Source organism: Amycolatopsis orientalis, from assembly GCF_000943515.2.
GTDB classification, from domain to species: Bacteria; Actinomycetota; Actinomycetes; order Mycobacteriales; family Pseudonocardiaceae; genus Amycolatopsis; species Amycolatopsis orientalis.
The window spans coordinates 20,241-37,652 of the sequence record NZ_CP016174.1 but is presented as its reverse complement, the minus strand read 5'-3'; the positions used below and the strand labels follow the sequence as shown (position 1 = coordinate 37,652).

The 17,412-nt window shown below is 70.8% G+C and carries 12 protein-coding genes; 7 read left to right on the top strand and 5 right to left on the bottom strand.

Annotation, left to right across the window (positions count from 1 at the left end; translation table 11 throughout):
* Positions 1-5 precede the first annotated feature (5 nt).
* Genes SD37_RS00165 through SD37_RS00145 form a run of 5 tightly spaced genes read left to right on the top strand, consistent with a single transcriptional unit; the run spans position 6 to position 8,925 of the window.
* On the top strand, positions 6-1,475 hold the full coding sequence (locus SD37_RS00165) for a TNT domain-containing protein (RefSeq protein WP_174567810.1): 1,470 nt from the start codon (positions 6-8) through the stop codon (positions 1,473-1,475).
* Complete coding sequence (locus tag SD37_RS00160; protein WP_044849501.1) at positions 1,476-3,722, top strand: ADP-ribosylglycohydrolase family protein; 2,247 nt, start codon at positions 1,476-1,478, stop codon at positions 3,720-3,722.
* Positions 3,723-3,736: 14 nt separating this feature from the next.
* Positions 3,737-5,800 (top strand): YrhB domain-containing protein, encoded by a 2,064-nt coding sequence (locus SD37_RS00155; protein WP_044849751.1) that lies wholly within the window; start codon positions 3,737-3,739, stop codon positions 5,798-5,800.
* Positions 5,801-5,804: 4 nt separating this feature from the next.
* Positions 5,805-6,956, top strand: coding sequence for an ADP-ribosylglycohydrolase family protein (locus SD37_RS00150; RefSeq protein WP_044849502.1), 1,152 nt, complete (start codon positions 5,805-5,807; stop codon positions 6,954-6,956).
* Between the two features lie 40 nt (positions 6,957-6,996).
* The gene (locus SD37_RS00145) at positions 6,997-8,925 is read left to right on the top strand and encodes a TNT domain-containing protein (RefSeq protein WP_044849503.1); all 1,929 of its coding nucleotides are present in this window, start codon (positions 6,997-6,999) and stop codon (positions 8,923-8,925) included.
* Between the two features lie 67 nt (positions 8,926-8,992).
* Here SD37_RS00145 and SD37_RS00140 read toward each other — a convergent pair whose 3' ends face one another.
* The 5 genes from SD37_RS00140 to SD37_RS00120 all read right to left on the bottom strand — a co-directional run bounded on the left by SD37_RS00140 (position 8,993) and on the right by SD37_RS00120 (position 14,440).
* Complete coding sequence (locus SD37_RS00140; protein WP_044849504.1) at positions 8,993-9,979, bottom strand: LLM class flavin-dependent oxidoreductase; 987 nt, start codon at positions 9,977-9,979, stop codon at positions 8,993-8,995.
* A gap of 20 nt (positions 9,980-9,999) precedes the next feature.
* Positions 10,000-10,851 (bottom strand): class I SAM-dependent methyltransferase, encoded by an 852-nt coding sequence (locus SD37_RS00135; protein ID WP_044849505.1) that lies wholly within the window; start codon positions 10,849-10,851, stop codon positions 10,000-10,002.
* A 16-nt stretch (positions 10,852-10,867) separates the two neighbouring features.
* Entirely contained in the window at positions 10,868-12,175 is a 1,308-nt protein-coding gene (locus SD37_RS00130) for a sensor histidine kinase (protein WP_037308626.1), read from the bottom strand.
* 79 nt (positions 12,176-12,254) lie between these two features.
* On the bottom strand, positions 12,255-13,007 hold the full coding sequence (locus SD37_RS00125) for a DUF4241 domain-containing protein (RefSeq protein WP_052674787.1): 753 nt from the start codon (positions 13,005-13,007) through the stop codon (positions 12,255-12,257).
* Between the two features lie 11 nt (positions 13,008-13,018).
* Positions 13,019-14,440, bottom strand: coding sequence for a CCA tRNA nucleotidyltransferase (locus SD37_RS00120; protein WP_044849506.1), 1,422 nt, complete (start codon positions 14,438-14,440; stop codon positions 13,019-13,021).
* A 148-nt stretch (positions 14,441-14,588) separates the two neighbouring features.
* Here SD37_RS00120 and SD37_RS00115 point away from each other — a divergent pair, with 148 nt between their 5' ends.
* On the top strand, positions 14,589-15,110 hold the full coding sequence (locus tag SD37_RS00115) for an NUDIX hydrolase (protein ID WP_037308632.1): 522 nt from the start codon (positions 14,589-14,591) through the stop codon (positions 15,108-15,110).
* The gene (locus tag SD37_RS00110; protein ID WP_044849507.1) at positions 15,111-17,261 is read left to right on the top strand and encodes a DUF6049 family protein; all 2,151 of its coding nucleotides are present in this window, start codon (positions 15,111-15,113) and stop codon (positions 17,259-17,261) included.
* Positions 17,262-17,412: the final 151 nt, after the last annotated feature.

Below are 17,412 nucleotides of genomic sequence, written 5' to 3'. Positions count from 1 at the left end.
TTCACGTGGAACAACTCACTCCGGAACAACAGCGTGGGCTACTGGTCCAGATCGGCAGGCTCATCCTGGCGGGGATCACCGACCCCGCCCACGCCGCGGTCGCCGATTTCCGGCAAGCCGGGGAGCACACCGAACTCGAGGGCCACAACTGCGTGCCCGCACCCGAGCTGAACGACCTCTTCGGCAAGCTGCGCACGGGGATGTACGGGACCGGGCGGGGGACCTGGCTCCAGTCGCGGTTCACGCTCAAACCCGACGGCACCTTCGACTTCGACTTCACCCTCGACGACGAACCGGCGTGGACCAAGGCACCGGCGGCCTCGGCGTACCCGGACGAACTGGCCGCGTTCCCGCGCGAGGACGAGCACATCCCGGACTGGTGGCGGCTGCGCGCGCAACTGCCGTTGCGCGTCGAGTTCCGGCATGCCCGGATCGTCGACGCCTACACCGAGGGCAAGCCGCCGGTGGTGGACAGACCGGAGCTGGACGAGGCCGAAGCGCCGCTGATCGCGCAATATCTCGAACGGGAACCGGCGATCCTCTCCGGCAGCGGTCTCGGCAAGGACATCTTCGAGCCGGACGCCGACGGCGACGTCCCGGAGAGCTACCACACCGACGGCACCTGGATCTGGCACGCGTCCGTGCCGCACTACCTGCGGAAGTACGGGATCCCGCCGGAGCCGGACCTGGTCGCGCACATCCGCGGCCAGCGGTTCCAGCCGCCGTACGTCGAGCACCTCGTGCGGCGGACCGCGGAGGCGGACCTGCTGGGCAAGCCGCGGCCGAAACCGGGCCGCTCCGACGTCAAGAAGACCGAAGGCGACATCGCCGCGGAGCTGGAGACGTCACCGAATCCGACGCTGACCGACGAGGAGCTGCTCGTCGTCCTGGTCAGCAGGCTCGGCGAACACGCCGTGTGGCCGGAGGCGTACCGCATCGGCGACCGCGCGGACGGCGCCTGGTGCCTCAACTTCACCGAAAAGGGCTGGGAGGTCGCCGCCTATTCGGGCGGCACCCCGGTGTCGCCGAAGTACTTCGACCGGCTCGAAGACGCGGCTCACCAGCTCCTCGGCGCCGTCCTGCTCCATCCGGCGCGGATGACCGCCGGACATGAGACCCCGTTGGAGACCGCGAAGGAACTCGCCGACTGGCCGGTCCAGGCGGCACCGGGTGAGCCGCCCCTCACACTGCTCCGCAACAAGCGCGTCAGCCGGATGGTCGCCGGTACGGTCGTACTGCGGTTCGGCGAGGAAACCGGCAATCTGGTTCACCACGGAGGGGTACGGTTCGCCACGACGTCCCTGCCGCTGGAACGGGAACGCGTCGGTGGGACCTACCGGCTGCGCCGCCCGCTCCACGTGATCACCGGTGTCACCGTCCCCTGGGCGAACATGCCCGGTGGGGCGGTGGCCTACGTGCTCCCGAGGACCATCGCCGAGCACGTGTCCGACGGCAGCCTGGAGAGGATCGAGTAGGTGGAATCGGCGGAAGCGGTAGCCAAGGTCGAAGAGTGGCTGCGCGCGGTCCACGGTCCGGACGTGTCCGCACCGGGCGGCGCCGGCCTGCGCGTGAACCACGAAAAGGTCCTGCGCATCCCCGAGGGCTGGTCGGTCCCCTACAACACGATCGCCTTCCTCGACGAAGGTCATGCCGAGAAGGAGATCTTCCCGCCGCCGTCGGTGATCGTCCGCGAACCGGACGGCGAGCTGCGCCAGGCGCATCCGCAGCCGGGCGGGCTCAGCGTCCCGGTCGCATTCCCCGGCCAGGAGGCGTGGCGCGAGGTCGTCGACCCCGAATACGCCAAGGCCGGGCTCGGTGACCTCGGCGTCCCGCCGGCGGTCGTCGCGGGCTGGGTCAAGGTCAGCCCGGACGGCGTCCAGACCGGTGAGGAACGGGAGAACCCCGAGTACAAGGCCGGTCCGGTCCGCCGCGGCTATCCGAAGCCGGAGAACAGACTCGAAACGCTGCTGTCGTTCGCCAGCGTCGGCTGGCTGACCAGGGAACAGCTGCTCATCGGGCTGCTCCGCTGCGAGGTCTACGTCCCGCTCGACCTGGCGTCGGGCAAGACGGAGCGGTTCTACTTCAACGAAGAACGCGCCGAACTGCGGGTGTTCAGCTCGACCAGGAACCTCCCGTCCCGCGAGCACGGGTACTGGAAGGTCGACATCGCCACGCTGGCCGGTTACGAAAGCCCGCCGAACCTGGTGATCAACGGCGGACCAGCGACGTTCGAGGACGTCAGCGGCGCCGAACTCGCCGAGACCGCCCTGCGATTCCCGCGCCGGGACGCCCACGTCGACGTCAACGAGCGCTGCCCGGAGGCGGATCCGGAACTGGAGAAGCTGGCGGCCGAAACCGCCGCGAAGATGGGTCTTCCAGAGCCGGTGAAGCCACCGCTGGCCGCGGCCGAACGGGCCCGCCGCCGCGGTTTCGAGCTGACCGCGGAGGAATGCCAGAAGACCGTCCTCGGGCAGTCGTGGCTGGCGCGGCTCAAGCAGCCGGAGCCGCCACGCAGCCGTCCGAACGACCTCCGGGCGAACGGACTGGCGCCGGGCTACGACAACGAGGGGCAGATCCAGCCGCGCCTGGACACCTTCGGCAAGTACTTCGACCGCGACCGCTCCAGCTCCCGCTACGGCTGGCAGCGCGTCACGGGCGCGTACGTGGGCTTCGCGCTCGGTGAGGCACTCGGGGCGGCCGTCGACCGGATGCGGCTCGACGAGATCCACAGCACCTACGGCCCGGACGGCGTCACCGATCTGCCGGTCGCGTTCGACCTGCCCGGCCGGATCGGGCCGCTCACCCAGCGGCTGCTGTTCTACACCGAGGCCGTGATCCGCAGCCCGCACCGCGAGCAGCCGGAGAACCGCGACGCCGAACGGGCGCTCGGGACGGTGGCCCGCAACTCGCTGATGCGCTGGCTGCACACCCAGGGCGCGCCGCTGGACAATGCCGACGGCTGGCTGGTGAAGGTGCCGGAACTCCGCGTCCGCCGCACCCCCGACGACGCCGAGCTGAACGCCTACCACGCGCTGGCGACCATCTCGCCGACGGCGAGGCCGCTGAGCGGGCCGGACGCGCTGGTCGCGGCGCTGCCGGCGGCGATGACCGCGGCGGGACCGGGCAGCGCGATGAGCGGCGGCGTCCGGCAGGCGGTACGCGACCTCGTTTCGGTCACGCATCCCGGCGAGATCGACGTCGAGGCGGCGACCTACCTGACCTGGCTGTTCGAACCCGCGCTGACCTCGGAGGCGTTCAGCTACCCGGTCTGGAACATCTCCCGCGAGATCTTCAGCGACCAGAACCCGCACCAGCGAGGTCCGGTCTGGGCGGATCTCAAGGCGATGGTCGCGGAATCGGTGCCGTTCTTCGGCAAGCACGGGCTGCCCGATCTCCGCGTCCCGGAACTGATCGGCGACGGCAAGGGCACGCTTTCGGTACTGGGCCGCGCGTTCGCGGCGCTGTCCGGTTTCGAGAACTACCCGGAGCAGGCGCTGCTGCGGGCGGTCAACCACTCCGGCCGCAGCGCGATCACCGGCGCGATCGCCGGTGCGCTGCTCGGCGCCCGCACCGGCATTCCCGGCCTGCCGCAGAAGTGGGTCGAACAGCTGGAACTGCGCTACCTGGTGGAGAACATCGCCACCGACGCGTTCTGGCACTTCGACCGCCACTCGGCGCTGCACGAGGTCGACGGCTGGGCCCAGCGGTATCCGCGCTGGTGAATGAAATGGGGACGATGAACGAAGAGGAAGCCGTAAGCCGCGTCGAGGAGTGGCTGGCAGGTCGCGGGGAGGGGACCGGCGCGCTGCGGGTCCGCCGCGAGTACGTCGTGCGCGCGACCGACGGCTGGAACGTCACGTACAACACCGTCGGCTGGCTCGACGGGACCGACCCGGCCGCCGGCCTGTTCCCGAGTCCGGTCGCCTTCGTCCCGGACGACGGCGGCGAGATCCGGCTCGACCTGGAGCTGATGGCGGTTTCGGCGGCGGGCGGCGACGGGGAGGACGACGACGCGTTCACCCGCTGGACCGAGGTCGTCGACCCGGAGTTCGACCCGGCCGTGGTTCCCGGCCTGCCCGTCCCGAAGACGGCGATCGTGCGCTGGGAGCAGCAGACGCTGTACGGCGAGCCGACCGGCGCGGTCCGCGCGAACCCGGAGCACCGGCCGGGACCCCGGTTCTCCGGACGGCCGAAGCCGGAAAGCGCCGTCGAGACGCTCCTTGGCTACCTCCGCGTCGAGTGGATCACTCCGGAGGAGTTCGTCCACTGGATGCTCGATCTCGACGTGCTCGCCCCGGCGAAGGACGGTCACCTGCAGGTCCGCGACTTCGGTGACGCGGGCGCGCGGTTTGTCGTGTACACGTCCGAAGCGCAGATCCCGGCCGAGTACACGGTCTGGCAGCGAGTCCAGCCCCGCGTCCTCCTGCGCCGGGCCAAGGACACCCCCGGCGTCGGCCTGCTGGTCAACCCCGGCCGCCCGGAGCCGTTCAACGTCTATCCCGAAACGCTGCGGCAGGTCGCCGACCTCGGACTCCCGGCCAAGGCCGAGCGTCCCGAGTCCGTCGGGCGCCCCGCTTACCTCAGCGAGGAGTACGCGAAGGCGTACGAAGCCCTTCGCGAGGAGTACGGCCAGGATCTCGGCGAGGCCACCTCGAACCTGCGGAATCTCACCGACCAGGCCCGGGACAACGGCCTTCCGCTCAGCACGGACGAGCTCGTCCGCTACGCCCGCGCGGCGACGCTCTCCTACCGGCGGTCACGGGCGAAGTACGACGGCCGTCCGCTGCCGGAACTGCCCGGCGACCTGTTCGCCAACGGGCTGGTGACGCATTTCTACGACGACGGCGAACCGCGTCCGAGCGCCTGGAACTTCGGGAAGTTCTACAACCCGACGATCCCCGTCGGCAGCTTCGCGTACCCGCGGCTTGTCGGCGCGTACGTGGGCTTCGCACTCGGGGACGCGCTCGGTTCGGGTGCGGATCCGGCCGAAGGCCTGCCGCTCGGCGGGCTGACCCGGCAGCTGCTGTTCCACACCGAGTCCGTGATCCGCGGTCTGGACGCGACCCCGGAGAACACCGAGATCCCGGCGTCGCTGCCCGCGGGCGGACGTCCCGACGGCTGGGTCGCCAAGGCCACCGCGGCCGCCGGACCGGCCCCCGCGGAGTTCTCGGCCATGCTGGCGACCGCGCTCGCCGCGACGGTGACCGGTGGGGTGCCCGGACCCGCCGACGACGCCTTCTACGCGATGAAGGTGGTCCGTGAGCTGGTCGGCTCCGCGGCCGGGCACGAGGTCGTCCACGGCGCCGAGCTGCTGGTGAACCTGTTCCGCGCCCAGCTCGCGGCCCGGAACGGCGAACCGGCCGTGGCGAACTTCCTCGCGGGCTTCGACGAGTACAGCGGCGAGGTCGGCGAGCTGGTCAAGACCGTGCTCGACCTCCGGAACGACGTCGGCGGTGATGACGTCGAGCAGTTCGACAGCATCGGCGACGGCCGGACGCCGCTATCGGTGCTGGGCAGGGCATTGTTCGCCGCCGCGAAACGGGGACACGACCCCGAAGCCGCACTGACGCTGGCCGCGCGCGGCGGCGCGGTGACCGGCGCGCTGACCGGGGCGATGGTGGGCGCCAGGCTCACCGTGCCCGGGCTGCCGCAGTCCTGGCTCGCCGCGTATGCCGACCTGGGCGTCGTCGACAATATGGCGGGCGACGCCTACTACTACTTCAACCGGTTCGGCCTGCCCCGCGAGCCCGAAGAGCGGCGCCGCTGGGACGCGAAACGGTACCCGCGAGGAGATCAGTAAAGAGATGCGCGAGTGGCTTCAGGATCCGGCGACCAGGTCGCGGCTGCGCGGCAGCCTGTTCGCCGGGGCGATCGGCGACGCGCTCGGCGCGAAGACCGAATTCGATTCGATCGACCGCATCCGCGAGATCGCCGGGCCCGCCGGGATCACCGACCTCATCCCCGCGTACGGCGGGATCGGGCGGATCACCGACGACACCCAGATGACGCTCTTCACCCTGGAAGGCCTGATCAGGGCCCATGCGGGCGCCCGGCGGGAGCAAGGGACCTTTGCTATCGCCCAGGGGGAGCGGGGGACCTTTGCTAACGCCGCTGTCGCCGTCGAGCAGTCCCTCCAGCTGGCCTACCAGCGCTGGCTGCACACCCAGGGCGTCCCGTGGGAGCGGGCCCGCGGACCGGAGGCGACGAGCGCCGAACCGGACGGCTGGCTGATCACGAACCGCGAGCTGTTCAGCCGTCGCGCGCCCGGCCTCACCTGCTTCAGCGAGCTGGAGGCGTACGGCAAGACGGGCGTGCGCGCGGGCATGGACAAGCCGGTGAACAACTCGAAGGGCTGCGGCGGGGTCATGCGCGCGGCCCCGGTCGCGCTGTGGTCGGACGACCTCGCCGAGGTGTTCCGGCTCGGCGCCGAGAGCGCGGCGCTGACCCATGGTCACCCGAGCGGGTATCTCTCGTCGGGTGCCTTCGCGGTGATCGTGCACGAACTGCTGCTCGGGAAGCCGCTGCTCGACGCCGTCGCGACGGCCCGTGTCGAGCTGGAGAAGTACCAGGGCCACGAGGAGCAGAGCGTCGCGCTGGACCAGGCGCTCGCCCTGGCCGAAGAGGGGGCGCCGACGCCGGAAAAGCTCGAGACGCTCGGGCAGGGGAACATCGGCGAAACCGCGCTTTCGATGTCGGTCTACGTCGCCCTGACCACGACGGACCCGAACTCGGCGCTGCTGGCGTCGGTGAACCACAGCGGCGACAGCGACTCGACGGGCTCGGTCTGCGGGAATCTCGTCGGCGCGATGTACGGCGAGCAGGCCTTGCGGCAGGACTGGCTGGAGAAACTGGAGCTGGCCGAGGTGATCGGACAGCTGGCGGACGACGCGCTCGCGGAGTTCGGCGGAAACGCGCCGGGTGACGACCGGTGGTACGCCCGCTACCCGGCCTACTAGATTTACCTCCGGTTTGGGGAACTTGGGGAGGGGACGACACGTGCGTTACCGGGTTCAAGCGGCGGAGCGGCCAGACGGCCTGTACGCCGTATGGGGGGACACCGTCTTCGGGGCCCAGCGGTCGACCGAAGACGGCACGCTGCTGCTCGTCGCGCCGCCGGGGGAAGCGGCGCCCGAGGGGTTCGACCGCGAGTGGGAGGGCCGTGCCGCCCGGGTGGTGCTGAACGGCGAGGTCGGCGCGACCTTCAGCCTGCAGACCTACGGCCGGTTCGACGACGAGTACTTCCAGATCGCGCCCCAGACCGGCGGTGGCGAGCTGACCTTGCGCTGGGCGGGCGAGGACGCGGCCCGCGCGGCCGAACTGGGGCTGACGGACTTCTCGACCACGGCCGCGCCGTCGCGGCTGACGGCGTTGTGGCAGACCAGGCACGATTTCGTCGAGGCGCCGGGCGCCCGGCCGGAGAACGGCACGGGTGACCAGCCCGCGCTGCTGCGCGCCATCGGCCGGACGCTGCTGGGCGTACTGCCGCCGGGCTGGCACCGGGTCGGCGCCCAGTTCCGGCAGGTCGGCGACTACGCCGAACTCGAGGTCCGTTCGGTCGGCGACGAGGGCAACGGCCCGGTGTCGGTGTCGATCCCGGCCCCGCCGCGGCTCGGCTCGCTGTTCGCCCGGCTGCGCGCGGCGATGCACAACCCCGAGACCGGCACCTGGTTCCAGGGCACCTTCACGCTCGACTCGGAATCGCATTTCGACTTCGACTTCGACTCCGAACAGGAACCGACCTGGCGGATCCCGCCGAACGAGGGCGGGAAGCCGTCGCCGCGCGCGTACGCGGCCGAGCTGGCGGTCTTCCCGCGCGACAAGAAGCACGTCCCGGCCTGGCTCTCGGCCAAGGCGGGGCTGCCACTGGACGTCGTGTTCCGGCACGCGAAGGTCGTCGACGCGCACAACGAGGGCGAGCGACCGGTCGTCACCCGGCCGCCCGTGCCGCCGGACCAGGTCCGCGGCGTGCTGGACTACCTCTTCCGCTCACCGGTGGCGCTGACCCGGCCGGGTCCGCAGCCCGACATCTTCACCCCCAACGGCCCGCCGGACGTGCCGAACGCCTTCCACACCGACGGCGTCTGGATCTGGCCCGCGGCCGTCCCGCACTACCTGCGGAAATACGGGGTGCCGCCGGAGCCGGAGCTGATCGAGCACATCCGGGCCGCCGGCTTCCGGCCGCCGCTGGTCGGCGAGCTGGTGCGGGCGACCGCCGAAGCCGACATCGTCGGCAAACCGCGACCACCGCAGACCGACGCGGATCTGCCGGACGAGAGCGTCCGCACCCGCGTCGAACGCGACGGCGAGCCGGGCCGCGACGTCCGGGCCGGTGAAGTACTGGAGGTGCTGTACCAGCGGCTGGCCGAACACGGGGTCGCGCCGACGGCCTACCGGATCGGCGCGAACGCGGTACCCGAGCCGGGGGTGTGGACGCTGCGCCGCGCCGAGAACGGCTGGGAGGTCTCGCGTCCGCCGACGGACGAGCCGGTGGCGTTCGCCAAGCTCGAAGAAGCGGCACGGTTCTTCCTGGGCACCCTGCTGCTGTACCCGGCACGGGCCGCGGTGGGCGCGAACGAGGAGGCCGACAACCCGGCCGACTGGCCGATCCTGCCGCTGCGGGGCGAGCCGCCGCTGAACTTCTTCCGCCGCAAGCGGATCATCGTGCTGCCCGCGGGCAGCACCGTGCAGCGGTTCGGGAACGAGACCGGGAACCTCGTGCACGCCGAGCCGGCACGGTTCGTGGAGACGTCGCTGGCCGCCGACCGCGAACGGGATCGCCGCCTCTACCGCGTCCAGCGTCCGCTGCGTGTGGTCACCGGGATCACGGCGCCGTGGAACGGGACGCCGGGCGGGGCCGTGGCCTACGTGCTGCCCCGGCCGATCGCCCAGCACCTCGAAACCGGCGCCCTTTCCCGCATCCAGTAGAACGCGTTCAGTCCTCTGGATGCGGGGGCAGCGCGCGCACGGATCGCGTTTAGCCCGCTAAAGGCGATCAGATCGACTTGGCGACCAGTTCGTAGGACCTCGCCCGCAGATCGGCGTCGTACACCGGTGTCGTGAGCATCAGCTCGTCGGCACCGGTGGCCGCGGCGAGGTTCTCCAGCGACCGCACCACCTTCTCCGGACCGCCGTGGGCCTGCGCGGCGGTGAACTCCGCGATCATCCCGGCCGTGTCCGGCGCGATCTCGTGGGCCGCCGCCTGCTCCATGGTCGGGAAGGCGAGGTCGCCGCCCTCGCCCTTGAGCAGGTACGACTTGATCACCGCGCACGGCCCGGCGATGTACGCCGCTTCGGCGTCGGTATCCGCGCAGATGGTCTCGACCGCGAGGATCACGTACGGCTTCTCGCGCCACTGTGACGGCTTGAAGTTCTCGCGGTAGGTCTTCAGCACGTCGGCCGTGCTCTGCGGGCGGATGTGGTGCGCGACCGCGATCGGCAGGCCGAGTCCGGCCGCGAGCGAGGCACCGGCCGCACTGGAACACAGCAGCCACGGCTCCGGTGCCGGCACCTCGCCGGGCAGCACGCGGATGCCGGTCTCCCCGGCCAGATGACGCAGCAGCTCGGTGACGTCGGCGCGGTAATCGTCGTCCGTCGCCGGATCCGCGCCACGCCGCAGCGCGCGGATGATCTTTTCGTCGAACGTGCCGGGACCCCGGCCGACGCCGAGGTCGATCCGGCCCGGATGCAGTGCCGAAAGCGTCGCGAACTGCTCGGCGATCGCGAGCGGGGCGTGATTCGGCGCCAGCACCCCGCCGGAGCCGACGCGGATCGTCGAAGTCACCGCGGCCAGATGCGCCGCCAGCACCGGCGGCGACGCCGTCGCGATGGCGGGCGAGCCGTGATGCTCGGCGATCCAGAGCCGGTGATACCCCAGTTCCTCCAGTTTCCCGGCGACGGAGGCCGTCGACGAGAGCACTTCGGTGGCCGCGCGACCGTCCTCGACGACGGCGAGTTCCAGCGCGGAAAGCAGAATCCCCATGTCCCCCAAGGTAGCCAACCTCAGGACGCGGTGAGGAGGACGGCGGGAGACCACCAGTAGTCGGCCAGCGGTTCGATCCGGACGCCGGTGAAGCCCGCTTCCTTGAGCTGCGAGGCCCAATCGGTGGCGGGCTGCTCCCAGTTCGTCCGGCCCTTCGCGGGGTCGATCAGGCCCAGCAGGATCGGCAGCAGGAACCCCTGCGCCACCAGCGACGCGTCCTTGCCGTACTCCGAGATCCCCCGTTCGTAGCGGGTGACCAGCGAAAGCAGGTACTCGGCGGAGTCTTCGTCGTACTCGGGAACGTCGAATTCGGCGAGCACCAGGCACGAGGTGCGGGGCCGGAGCGACCGCAGTACCTCGGTGCGTTCCTCGGTCGGGATCGACTGGAGCGCGAAGGTCGACTGCGTCAGCTGCCATGTCCGGTCGTCTTCGCGGGCGAGGAACTCCTGCGCGGTGGCGTCCCAGGTATGCAGGCCGTGGGTGCCGTCGAGGTGCTTGCGCGTCTCGGCGAGCAGCGCGCTCGACGGCTCGACGAGGTCGATCCGGCCCGGCTGCCGATCCGCCTGTTCGAGCGCGGGGACGACGGCGAGCCCGTCGCCGCAGCCGAGGTCGAGCAGCGAACCGACGGTGCCGTAGCGCCGGGCGAGCATCGCGCTGAGCTTGCGGTAGAGCTGGACGTTGCCGCCACCGCGGATGAACGCGGTGAACGCGGCCGGCTGGTCGTAGACCGGGCCGCCACCGCCGTCGTTCAGGTACCGGTGCAGTTCGGTGCCGAGCGTGGATCCGGCACGCCCGGCGAGGTCCGCCGCCTTGGCCTCGTCACCGTCGCGATACGCGGTGAGCGCCTCGGCCAGGACATCCGTTTTCTTCATGTTCTCCTGTTTACCGTCAGAACGGCACCCAAAGGGTGACTCTGGTGCCATTGCCCGGAGCCGACTCCACCCTGGCGGTCCCGCCGACCTCGTTCAGCCGGGCGGTGATGGACTCGCTGATCCCGAAACCGGCGGGCCGCGCGTCGAGGCTGAACCCGGCGCCGTGATCGCGGGTGATCACCGCGACGCCGCCTTCCTGTTCCTCGACCCGCACGACGACCTTGTCCGTCCCGGCGTGCTTGAGCGTGTTGCGCAGGGACTCGCGGACGGCGTCGCGGATGGCGATCTGACGGACCTCGGAGAGGGTGTCGTCGTCGAGTTCGGCGATCACGAGCTGGGCGCGCAGACCGTCGCGCGCCATCTCCGCCGCCAGCGACGCGAGCTTCTCGCCCAACGGCCGCGACCCGGCCTCCGACCGCTCCGAGGTCTCGTTCTCGATCGTCCGCCGCAGTTCCATCGACTGCGCCCGTGCCAGCCGCTGGACCTCGGCGAGCCGCTCGGCGGGATCGCCCTTGTCGGCCAGCGCGATCACTTCGAGGGTCTGCAGCACGGAGTCGTGCAGCACCCGGTGCTGCCGGGCACGCTCGGCGAGTCTGCCGTTGCGGATGCCGTACGCGAGGGCGAGCCTGGTGCCGAGCCCGATCAGGACGAGGGCGCCGCTCGCGGTGAACAGGACGCCGAGGATCGCCGGGAAGGTGGCCATGGCGTCGCCGGGCGCGGCGTGACCGGTGCCGAACAGGGACGCGAGCATCCGCACCGGGAAGCTGACGACGGCGAGCGCCGCGGCGGCGGGCATGCCCAGCGCCAGCGCCAGCAGCGCGACCTCGCCGAGCAGATGTTTGCCGGGCACCGCCATCGCCTCGGTGAACACCGAAGACGGCACCAGCGCCCCGACGGCCAGGGGCGCGAGCAGCGTGAACACGAGGTCGAGCGCCAGCAGCCGGGCGGCGTGCTGCGGGCGGAACGGCGCAGAGCGCAGCATCCACCGGATCCCGTACAGCGAGAGCCCGACAGAGCCGAGCGCCACCAGCCCGACCGGGCCGATCCCGATCATGCCGTGCGTGGAGACGTAGACACCGAACGCGCCGGGCACCGCGAAGAGCCGGTAGACCAGCGGGACGAGCGCCACGTAGCGGGCGGCCCTGAGCAGCAGGTTGTCGCGATGGGCCGTGTCGATGGGCCCGGACATCCGCTGGATCCGCCGGAGCGCGCGCATCGGTGTCGGGTCGCCGACCTCGTCGGACAGCTCACTCGTCGCCGTCGCGAGCGCGGGCGCGCCACGACGCAGCAACGTCACCAGGAAACTGGGCGGCCGCTTCGCCATGGACTTTCCCCCTGCCCGTAGCACCGGCAGGAGTATCTCCGGTTACGCCACATGGATCCAGAGACCAACGGGGTTTATCTCAGCTGACGACGTGGAAATCCGTCACGAACCGGGCGACTTCCCCTTTTTCCGTGTAGCCGATCCAGGTCGGATAGCCCCCGTCACCCCAACCGGAGGTGAACGCCGCGACGGAAGCGCCGCCGTCTTCGAGCAGGTACGCGCCGCCGACCGGGTCGCCGTCGAACAGCTTCATCAGCGGCCCCTCACCGCTCTCCCCGACAAGGCGCGGCAGTGCGGGGACCGCGGTCGCGTCGAGGAACGAGCCTGTCCCGGAGTCGACCCCGTAGCCGAGAACCTCGCCCGGCTTCGGCGCGTCGCCCTCGGCCAAGGCGAGTTCCCAGCGGACGACCGGTTCGGACCGCAGCTGGATCTTCGCGGCGGCCACCCGGCGGAACACCTCGCCCGACTCCGTCGTCATCCTCACCTTCGCCACCGAGACCGGGTACGCGCCGGGAGGGACGGTCACCAAGAACGGCCTGAGCAGGGAAGGGCTGCTGCCGTACGTCGGGTCGCCCGCAGTCAGACGTCCGCTCGGCAGGCCGAGGTCGCCGAGTCCGACGACTTCGACCACGGCTTCCGTCCGGGTTCCGGCCGTGACCCTGACCTGGCGGCCGTCCCGGAAGAGCTCGTCGAACCCGTCGCGCCGGACAGGGTTCTCCGGCGCGTCGACCTGCGCGACGGCACCGTCCCGATGCCACAGTCCGATCCCGGCGCAGACCGCCACGACCGCGGCGACCACCAGCCCGATGGCGATCTTCGCCGTTGCCCCCATGGGCCAGAACGTTAGCCGCCGATGCCGTTGTCGGCGGCCCACTTCTTCAACTCGGCCACGGCGTCGTCGTGCTCCAGCGGACCGCGGTCGAGCCGCAGCTCCTTCAGGTGCTTCCACGCCTTGCCGACGTCCGGCCCCGGCTTGAGGCCGAGGATCCGCATGATCTCCTCGCCGTTGAGATCCGGCCGGACCCGGTCGAGGTCCTCCTGCGCCTGGATCGCCTCGATCCGCCGCTCGAGATCGTCGTAGGTCGCCTGCAGCGCCGCGGCCTTCTTCCGGTTGCGCGTGGTGCAGTCGGCGCGCACCAGTTTGTGCAGCCGGGGCAGCAGGTCACCGGCGTCGGTGACGTAACGCCGCACCGCCGAATCCGTCCACTCGCCCTTGCCGTACCCGTGGAACCGCAGGTGCAGGAACACGAGCTGGCTGACGTCCTGGACGATCTCCTTGGAGAACTTCAGGGCACGCAAACGCTTGCGGGCCATCTTCGCGCCGACGACCTCGTGGTGGTGGAAGCTCACGCCGCCGCCGGGCTGGAACTCGCGCGTCGCGGGCTTGCCGATGTCGTGCAGGAGCGCCGCGAGCCGCAGGATCAGATCCGGCTCCGACGTCGGTTCGTGCGAGGTCTCCAGGTCGATCGCCTGCTCGAGCACGGTGAGCGAGTGCTGGTAGACGTCCTTGTGCTGGTGGTGCTCGTCGATCGCGAGCCGCATCCCGGACACCTCGGGCAGCACGCGGTCGGCGAGGCCGGTCTCGACCAGCAGCTCGATCCCGGGGCGCGGGTCGCCGGCGAGCAGCAGCTTCGACAACTCGGCCTGGACGCGCTCGGCGGTGATCCGGTCGATCTCGTCGGCCATCGAGGTCATCGCGTCGACCACGCGGGGCGCCGCGGTGAACCCGAGCTGCGCGGAGAACCGCGCGGCCCGGAGCATGCGCAGCGGGTCGTCGGCGAAGGACTCCTGCGGGGTCGCGGGCGTGTCGAGCACCCGGTCCTGGAGCGCCTGGAGCCCGTCGTGCGGGTCGACGAAGGTCTGGTTCGCCAGGTCGATCGCCATCGCGTTGACCGTGAAGTCGCGGCGGAGGAGATCTCCCTCGATGCTGTCGCCGAAGGTGACCTCGGGATTGCGGCCGACGCGGTCGTAGCTGTCGGCGCGGAACGTGGTGATCTCCAGGGTCATGCCCTGTTTGGTCACGCCGACCGTGCCGAACGCGATACCGACGTCCCAGACCGCGTCCCCCCAGGCGCTGACGATCTTGAGCACCTGGTCCGGGCGCGCGTCGGTGGTGAAGTCGAGGTCGCTCGACAGCCTGCCGAGCATCATGTCGCGGACACTCCCGCCGACCAGGTACAGGCCGTAACCCGCCTTGGCGAAGAGCTTCGCGAGTTCGTCCGCCAGCGGGGAGATGCGCATCAGCTCTGTCACGGCGTTCTGCATCGCAGTGCTCTTCCCCGCAATCGCCTGCCCGGCGACCACCTTGTTCACGACAATCCCACCACGATTTGGATGTACTTACTACGAGCCGGCCCAACACGGGCACGGTGAGCCAGCGTACCCGTACCGCCGTTTGCTCTAGCATCGCAGCATGTCTGGATCAGCCGGCCGCTCCGGCGCTTCGAAGCCGGGCCGCCGGCGGAGGCGCAGGCGGGGCAGGCGGCTGACCACGGTCGACGAAACCTCCGCCGGCGGCCTCGTCGTCGACGCCGAACGGGCCAACGCCGCGCTGATCGGGCGGCTCGACAGGCACGGCAGACTGCTGTGGTCGCTGCCGAAGGGCCACATCGAGGACGGTGAGACGGTGGAGGAGACGGCGGTCCGCGAGGTCAAAGAGGAGACCGGCATCTCCGCGCAGGTCCTCGAACCCCTCGGCACCATCGACTACTGGTTCGTGGCCGAGCGACGCCGCGTGCACAAGACAGTGCACCATTTCATCCTGGAATCCACCGGCGGCGAACTTTCGGACGAGGATGTCGAGGTGACCGAGGTCGCCTGGGTGCCGCTCGCCGACCTGGAGACCACCCTCGCCTACTCCGACGAGCGCAAGCTGGTCCGGAAGGCCAAAGAACTCTTCGCGCAGCAACGCCCAGACCGCCGAGGGAGCACCTGAGTGAAGCGGCTTGCCGCCACTGTCCTGTCGATCCTGTTCCTCGCCCTGCCCGCGTTGTTCGGCGCGGTCGCGCAAGGGCAGGAACAGCCCCGGCTGCGCGTGGACCTCGACCAGCTGAACCCCCGCGTGGTCACCTCGACCTCGACGTCGCTCGCCGTCACCGGCCGCGTCACCAACATCGGCGACCGCCGGATCAGCAAGCTGGGGGTCCGGCTCCAGCTGGGCACCCGGCTGCAGACCGAGCAGCAGATCGGCGACGTACTCGCCGGCGGCAAGTTCAAGGACCTCTCGGCCACGGATTTCGTCGACCTCGAGCCGGACACCCTGGAGCCGGGCCAGAGCGCCGGGCTGAACCTGACCGTCCCGCTCGGCCAGACCGCCAAGCTGCAGTTCCCGCGCGCCGGGGTGTATCCGCTGCTGGTCAACGTCAACGGCACGCCCGACTTCGGCGGCCCGGAACGGCTCGCGGCGGTCAGCCTGCTGATGCCGGTGCTCGGCGTCCCCGGCAAGGCACCCGCGACGCGTCCGCCGTCCCCGCCGTCGACGAGCCTGCTCTGGCCGATCGCGAACAGCACGGTGCACGTCGTCTCGTCCCCGCTCGGCGGCCCGCTGACGCTGGCGGACGAACGGCTGGCCGGGGAACTGAGCCCCGGCGGGAGGCTGGACTCGCTGGTCGCGGCGGCGCGGGCGGCCGAGGCCGACACGAAGGTCTCGTCGTCGCTGTGCCTGGCGATCGACCCCGATCTGGTCGCGACCGTGGACGGGATGACCCGCGGCTACCAGGTCGCCACCGGCGGCGGGCCCGTCCCCGGCAAGGGCGTCGACGCCGCGAAGAACTGGCTCGGCCAGCTGAAGGCGCTGGTCGCGGGCCGGTGCGTGGTCACCCTCCCGTTCGCCGACGCCGACCTCACCGCGCTGACGAAGGTCCGCGCCGGTGACGCCACCGACACCGCGCTTCTCGCCAGCGCGCTCGGCGGCGCGGCGACGATCAAGAACCTGCTCGGCATCCAGCCGCAGGACGGCGTGCTCTGGCCCGGCGGCGCCCTCGACTCGCAGACCGTCGAAGCGATCGGCAAGGCGGGCGTCAAGACCTTGCTGACCGATTCGGGCAAGCTCCAGTCCGATGCCCCGCTTTCGGGTGGGGTCTCGATCGAGGGAACGAACCTGCGCGCGCAGCCGATCGACGCGCTGACCGCGTCCGCGCTGAACGGGTCGGGCACCACCCAGAACGGGCTCGGCGCGATCGCGTTCCGGGCCGGGCTCGGCGGGCAGGCCGCGGGCCAGGAGCGCTCGCGGTTGCTGATCGCGCCGCCGCGGCACTGGGACCTGACCGGCGCCGAACTCACCACGTTCCTGGAGCGGATGGGCGACTTCTACGCCGCCGGCCTGGTCAAGGCGACGCCCCTGCCCGATCTGCTCGGCGAAAGTCCGTCCGGGACCGCCTCGGTCAACTACGAACCGAAGGATCTGACGGCCGCGACCAGTGGTGACGTCACCGCCAGGATGTCCCAGCTCGACAACGAGACGCTGGGCCTGTCGTCGGCGATGACGATGGATACGACCAAACGAGTGAATCCGGCCGACGTGATCGCCCCGGTCCGGCTCGCCCTCATCCGGGCCGCCTCGACGTCGTGGAACGGCGCGGACGCCGGGGTGGTCACCGGCAACGCCCGCGGCGACCTGGAGGCGATCCGCAGCCAGGTGACCGTGGAACGGCCGAAGCAGACGATCGCGCTGGCCTCCGGCGCGTCGCCACTGCCGGTGTTCATCACCAACAGCCTGCCGGTGACCGTCAAGGCCCGTATCGCGCTGAAGAACAACGTGGGACTGCGGCCGACGGGCGACGTCCAGGAGCTGACGATCGTCGCCAACGGCGCCGCCAACCAGCTCATGCCGGTCGAGGCGCTGCGCGCGGGCCGGTTCAGCGTCGACGTGGCCCTGACCACCCCCGACGGCACCAGGCTCGGCTCCGACGCGCGGTTCGAGCTGACCTCGACGGAGTACGGCGCGATCACCATCATCATCACGCTGACCGCGGCCGGTGCGTTGCTGCTGCTCTCGTCCCGCCGGATCTACCGGAGGATCAAGGATTCGCGCGCCCATCGGGCGGAGGAAACCACCCCACGTGTGACCGAGGACGCACAGGTTTAAGTGTTTCCGGCCGTTCCCGATTACCCTGGGTCGAACGATGCCGCCGGGCATCACGAGTCGAGCACCGAGGATTGGGCGCACGTTGGAACGAGAGCCGGGTGTACCGCCCGAGCGTGCAGGCCGTCCCCGGCGCGAAGGTACTCCGCACCCT